The 8195-nt window shown below is 60.2% G+C and carries 7 protein-coding genes and 1 pseudogene; 4 read left to right on the top strand and 4 right to left on the bottom strand.

Going from position 1 to position 8195, the window contains the following annotated elements; translation table 11 throughout:
* Positions 1-131: 131 nt before the first annotated feature.
* From WCA53_RS12430 to WCA53_RS12415, 4 genes and pseudogenes are all read left to right on the top strand, one after another.
* Positions 132-893 carry a cyclic nucleotide-binding domain-containing protein gene (locus WCA53_RS12430; protein ID WP_423910089.1) on the top strand — a complete coding sequence of 254 codons (762 nt, stop codon included), beginning with the start codon at positions 132-134 and terminating at the stop codon, positions 891-893.
* A gap of 104 nt (positions 894-997) precedes the next feature.
* Positions 998-2311 carry an SUMF1/EgtB/PvdO family nonheme iron enzyme gene (locus WCA53_RS12425; RefSeq protein WP_423910086.1) on the top strand — a complete coding sequence of 438 codons (1314 nt, stop codon included), beginning with the start codon at positions 998-1000 and terminating at the stop codon, positions 2309-2311.
* A gap of 12 nt (positions 2312-2323) precedes the next feature.
* Positions 2324-2521, top strand: a pseudogene (locus WCA53_RS12420) (SOS response-associated peptidase family protein); the annotation flags it as partial.
* 196 nt (positions 2522-2717) lie between these two features.
* Entirely contained in the window at positions 2718-3425 is a 708-nt protein-coding gene (locus WCA53_RS12415) for a hypothetical protein (RefSeq protein WP_423910083.1), read from the top strand.
* On the opposite strand, the gene WCA53_RS12410 is transcribed toward WCA53_RS12415, so the two are convergent.
* From WCA53_RS12410 to WCA53_RS12395, 4 genes are all read right to left on the bottom strand, one after another.
* On the bottom strand, positions 3362-4150 hold the full coding sequence (locus tag WCA53_RS12410) for an aldolase (protein ID WP_423910080.1): 789 nt from the start codon (positions 4148-4150) through the stop codon (positions 3362-3364). The two genes, WCA53_RS12415 and WCA53_RS12410, sit on opposite strands and share 64 nt — an antisense overlap.
* Before the next feature lie 101 nt (positions 4151-4251).
* A complete protein-coding gene (locus tag WCA53_RS12405; RefSeq protein ID WP_423910077.1) occupies positions 4252-6009 on the bottom strand; it encodes an FAD-dependent oxidoreductase in 1758 nt (585 codons plus the stop codon).
* A gap of 240 nt (positions 6010-6249) precedes the next feature.
* A complete protein-coding gene (locus tag WCA53_RS12400; protein ID WP_423910072.1) occupies positions 6250-7137 on the bottom strand; it encodes an isocitrate lyase/PEP mutase family protein in 888 nt (295 codons plus the stop codon).
* Positions 7138-7201: 64 nt separating this feature from the next.
* On the bottom strand, positions 7202-8065 hold the full coding sequence (locus tag WCA53_RS12395; RefSeq protein ID WP_423910069.1) for an amidohydrolase family protein: 864 nt from the start codon (positions 8063-8065) through the stop codon (positions 7202-7204).
* Positions 8066-8195 lie beyond the last annotated feature (130 nt).

The following is an 8195-nucleotide window of genomic DNA, read 5'->3' as shown; positions in this document are numbered from 1 at the left end:
GCCCCACCCCCTCCGCGAGCCCACCGAGCCCTCTAAGAATATTCTCGTGACAAAATGTCACCCAAACGCTCGGGTCATTGGTGGCAAGATATTGTTCCGGATCAAACAATGCCAAAAAAAGCGAGCACACAATGCCGATCGATTCTGAGGCCACCATCCCTGCAGTTTCTGCTCCACGTTCCGCGAGCAGCGCCCCCCCTCCACTGCGCAACGCCGCACACTGCTCAAGCTGCGGATTGCGTCATTTCTGCATGCCGCAAGGACTATCCACCCACGACACCGCGCGTCTCGAAACCGTGATCAACACGGCGCGCATGGTCAAGCGAGGCGAAGTGCTGTTTCGTCCCGGCGACAATTTCGACGCGCTCTACGCGATCCGCTCGGGCTCCATGAAGACCACCTTGACAAGCGCGAACGGGCGCGAGCAGGTCATGGGCCTGCATCTCGGCGGCGACACAATCGGCCTCGAGGCCTTCGACAACGGCCACCAGGTGTGCCAGGCCGCCGCGCTCGAAGATAGCTCGGTCTGCGTGATTCCACAAAAACAATTCGAACGCGCATGCCGCGAAAACGCCTCGATCCAACGCCGCCTCTCACAAATAATGAGCGCCGAACTCGTCCGAAAATCGGCACAAATCCTCATTCTCGGCACCTTGCGCGCCGACGAACGCGTGGCCACACTGCTGCTCGACGTTTCCGCCAGGCTTCATCGGCGCGGTTACGCCAACGACGAATTCAACCTGCGCCTCACGCGGCACGACATGGGCAGCCTGCTCGGCATCACGCTGGAAACGGTCAGCCGGACGCTGTCACGCTTCCAGGCTAACGGCCTGATCGAAACGCGCGGGAAGTTGATCCAGATTCGCGACTTCAATCGTCTGTTGGCGGTGTAGACGCCCTGCGACGCCCTGCGGCGACTTTTGCGGACGGGCATGACCTCTGCTACGCTTTACGTTTCTAGCTGTTTGCATCGGCTACCGCCCGGAGACATGGTGACATGAACCGCGAACCCCTCCCCCCGCACCCGCTGCTCGCTCGACTGCATGAAGCACGTCGGATCACCGACGCGCTCTTTACCGTCGTCAAACCTGAATTCCTTTATGAACGCCCGATTGCCGAGCGGCATCGAATCGTGTTTTATATGGGCCATCTGGAAGCATTCGATCGAAACCTGTTCGATCAGCGGCTCTTCGACTTGCCAAGTCACAATCCTGAATTCGATCAGCTGTTTGCGTTCGGCATCGATCCGGTGGATGGCGGATTGCCCACCGACCAGCCGAACGATTGGCCGACCCTTGACGTGATTCGCGCTTATATCGGCCAGATTCGGGAGGACATCGATTCCCGGCTCAATCCCATCGACCTGACAAAACCGCACCAGTCGTCGCCCACTGGCGACGCGGCCGAGACGTTGCTCGAGGTCGCAATCGAGCATCGGTTGATGCACGCGGAAACGCTCGCCTACATGTTGCATCAGTTACCGCTCGATCACAAAACCGGGCCAAAGGCGACGGAGCAGGCGGCGCACCATCCGCTCGCGGCACACGTCACGCGTGAAATGGTCCGCGTTCCGGCAGGCTCGACGACGCTCGGCCTTGCGCGCGAAAGCGGAACATTCGGCTGGGATAACGAATTCGGCCAACAGCAGGTTCACGTGCCCACGTTCGATATGGACCGCTTCATGGTGACGAACGCGGACTGGCTGGATTTCATCGAAGCAGGCGGATATAGGCATCGCGATTACTGGTGCGAATCCGATTGGGCGTGGAGAGAGCGCGAAGGGATTCAGAAGCCGGCGTTCTGGGTGCGTGATGACAATGCCGCATCGGTGTCGGGATGGCAACTACGCACCATGTTCGATGAAGTTCCGCTGCCGCCGGACTGGCCCGTGTATGTCAGCCATGCCGAAGCCAGCGCGTATGCGAAGTGGGCTGGAAAGTCGCTGCCGACGGAAGCCCAATGGCAACGCGCCGCTGTCGACGCGCCACACGCGCAGACAGGCAACTTCGATTTTCGCAGATGGGAACCGTCGCCCGTTCAGGCGCATCTGGACAATTGCAGCGCGGCGGGAATCGTCGGTCAGTTCGGCAACGGCTGGGAATGGACGTCGACTCCGTTCGGCCCATTGCCCGGTTTCGAGCCGTTTCCGTTCTATGAAGGGTATTCGGCCAATTTCTACGACAACCAGCATTACGTGCTCAAGGGCGGTTCTCCGCGCACCGCTGCATGCATGCTGCGGCCGAGTTTTCGCAACTGGTTCCAGGCACATTATCAGTATGTTTATGCAGGGTTTCGTTGCGTGCGAGGTTGACTAATAAGCTTCGCGACGGACAAAATCGCGTGGACGATGCGCAAACTCGTAGACCTTCGTTGTACTGAATTGCGTGATCGAGACTCGCGCATTTTCCCTGGCCTCTACGCACCCAAGACGGTGATGGAGTACAGGCGGCGCGTGATCAAGCCGATGAGATATCAGTGCCGGCCGGCTGGAAAGCCATGTAACCATGACGCCCGTTATCCTCAGCCCCCCATTTAATTTGAAGCAAAAATCGTATATTTCGCTCCAATTTCACTCCACATTTCGAATAAAGACCGTTTTTACGCCATTTTCGGTTCAATTTTGGTTCATTTTTGACTAGTATTGAACCGAAATCCATTTTCGATCCATTCCTGTTCTCGGACCAAACATAGCGAAGCGTGAGCTCTCTGACGAAATCTTGACGTTCCTGGCTGCGCAGCAGCGATTGGGGATATTCCAGTTTTCCCGCTCGGATATTGCCACGGCGTTGGAGCAGCCTCCGTCGACCGTCTTGCGCTATCTGAATCGGCTCAAGGCTGACGGCAAGATCGAGCAGTCCGGTAACACCGCGGCGTCCAGATACCAGCTTTCGATCCGCTATCGCACCGAGGCCTCGGAAATGAGCGCAGCGCCGCAAGCGCAGAGCCCCACCGCCGCACAGCTTTATGTGTCACCCGCATGGTCGCCGGCTGCCACGGATCTGCTGCTTGAACTCGATAAGCCGCTTGGCGCGCGAACCCCTGTGAGTTACCAGCGACGCTTTGTCGACGACTACAAGCCAAACGAGACTTTCCTGCTACCTGAGGCCCTTGCGAATGAACTCTTTCAGAAAGGGAGCTTGCAGGGCCAACAGCCTGCCGGCACTTACGCGCGCAACGTCATCGCACCTTTGCTGATCGATCTGTCCTTCTCGTCATCGAAGCTGGAAGGCAATCGCTACACGAAACTCGATACAGAGGTTCTGTTTCGTTCCGGTAGGGTAGATCCGCTGGGCTGGCCGGCCCGTAACCGAGTGACTTTGGTTGGCCTTTCGACAACTCGCGGGGCCGCCGCCAACGGGGCCTACTTATCAAATACAACACCCGACCTGCGTAGCTGCCGCATGCCGCTGTCCAGATGTGCCTGAGCGCTTTCTTTATCGCCGACAAGCATTTGCTCGTAAGCACGCTGCGCCACATCAGACGGCACAGCCTTGAGTGCCCGGTTGCTTGCCATCGCTTTGAGCTGGACCTCCGCCGTACGCTCCAGGTAATACAGGTCGTCCCACGCTTGCGCGATGCTGGCGCCCGCGACCATCACGCCGTGGTTCTTCAGGAACAGGATGTCGGCGTCGCCCATCGCCTTGGCGATACGGTCACCTTCCGACTCGTCCAGCACCAGGCCACTGTAATGTTCATCGACAGCCGTGCGGCCGTAGAACTTCAACGCCGTCTGACTGAGCCACAACATGGGCGGCCCCTCCAGCAAGCACAGCGCCGTGGCGTTCGGCATATGGGTGTGGAAAGCAGCCCGCACGCGCGGCATCAGCCGATGCAAACGCGCATGAATATAAAAAGCAGTCGCTTCAGGTTTGCCTTCACCATCGACAACATGTCCGTCGAAATCGCAAACCAGAAGCCGTGACGCGGTGATCTCGGCGAACGCATAGCCATAGGGATTCACGAAAAACAGATCGTCGTGTCCCGGGACAACGGCCGAGAAATGATTGCAGACCCCTTCCTCGAAACCATGCTGCGCCGCCAACTGAAAACATGCCGCGAGTTCGATGCGAGCCTGCATGACGGCGTCGGAATCGAGCTGCAGATTGCGCGACGGCGCCGTGGAACCGGTGGATGAAAGTGTATGCGCCATGATTGCTATCCCTCAAAGTTCGCTGTCGATTTCGTCCGCTTCAATGCCAACCAAGCGACGTGCGTGATGGGAGTGTTCACTTGAATTGAATCGCGTGCGCCTCATGTCAGCCTCGTGAATCCGTCTGCGCTCCAGCGTTCGCTGCCCACGCCATGATGAACGACAAACAAGCCATCGGGATCGTACCGGTCTTTAACGGCGAGCAGCCTGCTGTAGTTCGAACCCCAAAAGGACCGCTGCCAATCGGCGTCGAAGAAATTGCTTTCCGACACGTAGGAACCTGGGTCCGGAACTAGCTTGCGCACTTCGTCCATTGCACGTCCGATGGCCTGCGCGTCCAAGCGCGCCCGCGCGATGTCGGGCTCGTGGCCTGGAATGCCCGGATAGGCGGGCGACTCCTCTGCTCCGGAGATAAGCAACGCGAAGGCATCGAGCGCGGCCGGGTTAATGGCTGTGTCGCGGGCAGCAGCGACGACCTCGGCCGGTGCGCCAGCCAAACCCTTGTTGAGGTGCAGCGACACGCTCCATTGGCGGCTCGCGGCAAACATCGTAGCCGCGAGAGTCTGACGCCGATCATCTTGCAGCAAGCTCGCCGGAAGCCAAGCCGACTCGTAGCCGTGCAGCACTTGTCCCGCCTCTCCCCGATTGCCCGGCCAGAAGACATTGTCTTTCGGCGCGCCCGGCCGGTCGTCGGTACTGATGAACCCGAGCACCTTCTTGAACATCGTCGGCGCCCAAAAAGTGCGAGCCGGGACGGCCACGATCTTCAGGGGCGAAAACTCGACCTTGAAGTCGTCCGGTGCGCCGTCGAGCGTATCCATGAACGGTCGCCAGATTGCTTGGGCTTCACTGCGGCTGAGCCCCTGGAACACCATCGCGATCTTGAGGACGTTGTCGGGGCGAAACCTGATCTGTTCGCCCCAGTGCGGATTCAGGAGGTTCTGGCTAGTAAAGTCCACGATCAAGCCAATCAACCGGCGGAACGCAGGGGCCGATGTCGCCTTGATCGTCATGTTCACCGCGCCGAATGTCTCGGGTAGATCATGGACCTGCAGCGTAAGCCGCGTGACCACGCCCAGGCTGCCACCGCCGCCGCCTTTCAGCCCCCAGAACAGGTCCGGATTCGTGCAGGCATTGGCGATTCGAACGACACCATCGGCCGTGACGACTTCGGCTTCAAGCAGACTTCCCGCAGCCATTCCGTAGGCCTTGGAGAAGCTGCCGAAGCCGCCGCTCTGAACCAAGCCGGCCACGCCAACGGTCATGCAGCCGCCGCCCTGCACGTAGCCGCCTGAGTGTGTCGTGACGGCGTCGTACACGTGGGCCCAGATCGCACCGGCCCCGACCGTGACTGCCCGCACGGGTAGGGCATGCCCCTCACATCCCACGCCAACAAACGCGTCTTTCAGGCTGATGTCGTTCATTTTTCGCGTCCAGACCAGCAGGGAGTCCGGTGCATTCGATGTACCTTGATAACTGTGACCACCGCCTTTCACCACGAGGCGTACATTGTTTCGGCGTGCGAAGTTGACGGCGGCGACGATGTCGCTCGTATTGCGGGCAGCCACCGCATAGACGCTGGGCATCGATGTCCACGCGCCAACCCAGCCGAGAGACTGCGTCAGGCCCACCTCATCGCCGAGAAAATACGGATTCTTGAGTTCCTTGAACAGTTGAAGGCAGTCGGCCCCATCGGGCGCATTGAGGCATGTCATCAGCGGCGACTGCACTTTGACCAGTGCATCGCCGACTTGCTGACCGAGTTCGTTCCACTGCGCCTCGGGTGGCCAGCCCGGATCGCTGGGACGCACGCGAGCACGGGTACCTGGTGAGGCTGCCGCACGCGCTGGTGCGAGCATCGAATTCCATATGCCAGAAACAAACGCTAGCGCGGCTCCCAGTTGCAAAAGACGTCTTCTTTTTGGGGACGTCGTTTTCGTTGAAGGCTTCATCGAAAGGCGAGGAATCTCAATGGGGTGGCAACCCGGATGACCCGGAAAACAGCCGAACGGTCTTCATTCAGTATCCAACCAGCTTACTTGTACTTCCCCGCTATTTTCATCGCTTGATCGTCGATTGAAGTATTCGGTGCTGCCACCTCACTCGTCATGCGCCGCGTATTTCCCGTCGAGGCGGTCATATAGCGGCTTGTCGACCAGGCGCTGGCGCTCGTTAAACGGCACCACGAGGCCGGGATCTTCCTCCAGCTCACCTTCAGCCCGCAGGATGGTCAGGGCCCGCTGCATGCCGTGTACGGCGCTCTGTAGCGCTGCATTGGCGTAGAGAACAATGCCAAAGCCGAGTTCGGCAAGCGCGGCTTGCGCCAAGGTCGGCGTCTTGCCTCCGATCACGATGTTGATGAGCTGAGGCTTGTCGAACAACGCGGGCAGACGTTGAATGTCCTCGATCGTCTCGACCGCTTCAATGAAAAGAACATCCGCACCCGCTTCAGCGAAGCGCTGCCCGCGTTCAATGGCAGCGTCGAATCCATGGACCGCACAGGCGTCGGTCCGGGCAACGATCAGCAGATTGGAGTCCTCCCGGGCGTCGACTGCAGCGTGCAGTTTGCCGACCATCTCACTCGTCGAAATGACTGCTTTGCCGGCGAAATGCCCGCACTTCTTGGGGTTCACCTGGTCCTCGAGCTGGATGGCGTCAGCGCCTGCCCGTTCCAGGGTTCGAACAGCGTGGCGCACGTTAAGCGCGTTGCCGTAGCCGGTATCGGCATCGACGATAAGCGGCAGGTCCACGGCGTCCCGGATACGCGCCGTATGGTCGGCCATCTCGTGCAAGCCGACAAAGCCGAGATCGGGAAGTCCGAGAAACATGTTCGTCACGCCCGCGCCCGTGATGTACAGCGCGCCGAAGCCAATATCGGCCGCGACACGTGCGCTCAACGCGTTGAAGGCACCGGGCACGAGCAACGCGTGCCGGCTTTCGACCAGCGAGCGGAAGGCGGCGCGGCGTTCAGTGGAAGGAAGCGACATGTTTGAAATCTCCGTGGTTGTGAGGGACCGGTCCGGCGGATCGGCCGTCGCCCGGTCGAGCGGCTTATTCGAATCTATAAAGCGTGCGCGCCGAGCTCGTCAAGATCGACTCGCGCTGCGCACCGTCGGGAACCCACTGATCGAGGGCTCGCCGGGCGGCGTCGTAGTCGACGATGTGCTGATGCTGAGTATGCGGCCAGTCGCTGCCCCAGACCAGTCGATCAGGCGTGTAAGCGGCAAGAATCTGGCTCGCGAGGGAGGTGCCCGTTGCCGTGCCGTCATCGTTCACGGCGCTTCGGTAAGCCGCCGACAGCTTGACCCAGACGCGCCCGGTACCGCCAACCGACAGCAGGTATTTAAAGCCCGGATCGCCGGCAGCGGTGCGCGGATCGGGCCGGCCGAAGTGATCGACGACCACCGTACAGCCCTGTTCGAGCAGCGGCCCGACAACGGCGTGCAAGTCCACCGCCTCACGGTGGACCTCGACATGCCAGCCGAGCGCGTTGACCCGCGCGAACAGCCGCCGCCAGTCGGGCGCAGTCAGTTGCGGAAGCTCCAAGCCGATGAGATTTAATCGGATTCCCACCACGCCCGTGCGGTCCAGCAGTGCGAGCTCGCTATCGGTGACCGCGCAATCCACAACCGCCACCCCGCGAAAGCGTCGCGGATAGCGCTTCACCACATCGAGGAAAAAGCTATTGTCCGTACCCAGAAAGCTGGGTTGCACGAGCACGGCATGCGAGACACCGTTCGACAGCAAGTGACCGGCGTAGGCATCGAGCGTTGCATCGTAGTCCGGCGCATGGCGACGCTGCTGCGCGAGCGGCAAGCCGCGCACGAACACATGAGCATGGGCGTCGATCGCGGTGATCCGCATATCGCCGGTGTTGTACCACTGGTCCGCCACGGTAGTGTCTTGGGTCAGCATCGTTTGGATCCGTTCGTCGATCATATCTTTCCCTTTTCAGGCCCGAGTGGCGGCGTTGGCCGCTACCGTCGCGATCCGGCGGTTCTTCGTTTCCGGAAGCATGAGGGCGGCCACGACCACGAGTCCATAT

The sequence above is a fragment of the Caballeronia sp. genome (genome assembly GCF_049581465.1).
Classification (GTDB): Bacteria; Pseudomonadota; Gammaproteobacteria; order Burkholderiales; family Burkholderiaceae; genus Caballeronia.
This window is presented reverse-complemented; position numbering and strand designations above follow the sequence as displayed.

Coding starts and splice junctions, on each gene's coding strand:
- WCA53_RS12400 (WP_423910072.1), bottom strand. CDS start 7,137: ATGTCGCTTCCTTCCACTGAACGCCGCGCCGCCTTCCGCTCGCTGGTC.
- WCA53_RS12430 (WP_423910089.1), top strand. CDS start 132: ATGCCGATCGATTCTGAGGCCACCATCCCTGCAGTTTCTGCTCCACGT.
- WCA53_RS12395 (WP_423910069.1), bottom strand. CDS start 8,065: ATGCTGACCCAAGACACTACCGTGGCGGACCAGTGGTACAACACCGGC.
- WCA53_RS12425 (WP_423910086.1), top strand. CDS start 998: ATGAACCGCGAACCCCTCCCCCCGCACCCGCTGCTCGCTCGACTGCAT.
- WCA53_RS12405 (WP_423910077.1), bottom strand. CDS start 6,009: ATGCTCGCACCAGCGCGTGCGGCAGCCTCACCAGGTACCCGTGCTCGC.
- WCA53_RS12410 (WP_423910080.1), bottom strand. CDS start 4,150: ATGGCGCATACACTTTCATCCACCGGTTCCACGGCGCCGTCGCGCAAT.